Raw genomic sequence first — 1,479 nt, forward strand, 5'->3', positions numbered from 1 at the left:
CCTGCCTGATCGAGCGCAGCAGCGCCGGCGAGCCCATCGTGATCTATGTCGTCGGCGAGCAGACCTTGCCGAACCACAATTCCGACATCGCTGCCGGCTACCTCAGCCTGGTCAGCACGCTCACGCGCCAGCACCTGGTGGCCCAGAGGCAGGCCCACCTGACCCAGTACTTTTCGCCCAAGGTCGTCGATCTGCTGATGCGCCCTGGCGGTCGCTCGAGTGCCGAAGGCGACCCTCGCATCATGGAGGCCACCAGTCTGATCTTCGATCTTCGAGGCTTCTGCCTTTCCACCGAGGCGGCGGCGACAGACCTGCTCCGATGGCAGAAAGAACTGCGAAGCATGATGGACACCGTCTCGCGGGAAGTCTTTGCGCACGAGGGAACGGTGATCGACTACCAGGGCGATGGGTGTTTCGCCGCCTGGGGGGTGCCGTTCGAGCAACCCGGCCAGGCCCAGCTGGCGGTGGACTGCGCGCTGCGGATTCTCGAGCAGTTGAAGACAATCCCTTTGCAGTCCTTGTCGTCGCCATCCGGCCCGGTGTGTGGCATCGCCATTGCCAAGGGACAGGTGCTGGCCGGTTCGATGACATCGAGCCGGCACTTCAAGTACGGGTTGCTGGGCACTTCGGTCAACTGCGCATCCCGTGTGGAGACGCTCACCAAACCCGGCCGGCTCGACGCGCCGCTGCTCGTCACCGAAGAGGTGGCCAGGCTGCTGGACGTGACACGCACGCCATTTGTCCGGGCAGGCCGCGTGGCCTTGGCAGGCATGGAAACCCTCGTCGATGTCTACGAGGTCCTCGATCCCGCAAGAGCCCTGTCGTCGGCCGGCCCGGCAGCGCGCTGGGAGGCCCTCCTGTGCATGCTGGAAGGGGTGCGCCAGGTCGCCGATCTGAAAGAACTCCAGGCGGCGATCGGCGCCCCCGCGCCGGCGGACGATCCCCGCGTGCGTTGGCTGCAGGCACAGTGCAGACAGTTGGAAGACCCGGCGCAGCTGTCCCGGTGGGACGGCGTCGTGCGCTACGAAAAGTAGGGCCGTTGCCAGCGGAGTGGCTCGACGGCCTGTCGGGCCGACTCACCCCGCCGGTCAGTATTGAACGCGGTCGCGCCGGGCAGCTCCGGCGGCACGACCATGCCTCCAACGGACAGCCACCGCAGACTGTTCCGTCGTTCAACCCGAGGAGCTATTCATGATCACTGCCAAGACCATCCCGTCCGTCGCCAACTTCGAAGTGCTCGACGCCGGCCGCCAGACCACGCTGCGCGTGCCGGAAGCCTCCACGCTGATGGCAGAACTGCGCAAGGCGGTGATCCACGCGAGCCAGTGGGTGTCCGGTCCGGACCCCGAACTGGCGCGCGACCGCTTCCTCGGCGAGGCCACGGATCCGGCCGACCTGGAGCGCCGCAGCATGGCTTGGGAACGCGCGCAGGAGACGCGCCGCGCGCTGCCGCCGGTGCTCTGAAGGCGCGCCGGTCAT

Annotated in this window: 2 protein-coding genes; both read left to right on the top strand. The window is 67.1% G+C overall.

Going from position 1 to position 1,479, the window contains the following annotated elements; all coding sequences use genetic code 11:
- On the top strand, window positions 1-1,034 hold a 1,034-nt coding region (locus QZH52_RS38560; protein WP_301816539.1), incomplete at its 5' end, for an adenylate/guanylate cyclase domain-containing protein.
- A gap of 157 nt (window positions 1,035-1,191) precedes the next feature.
- A complete protein-coding gene (locus QZH52_RS38565) occupies window positions 1,192-1,464 on the top strand; it encodes a hypothetical protein (protein ID WP_301816540.1) in 273 nt (90 codons plus the stop codon).
- Window positions 1,465-1,479: the final 15 nt, after the last annotated feature.

The organism is Variovorax ginsengisoli, assembly GCF_030486595.1.
GTDB classification, from domain to species: Bacteria; Pseudomonadota; Gammaproteobacteria; order Burkholderiales; family Burkholderiaceae_C; genus Variovorax; species Variovorax ginsengisoli_B.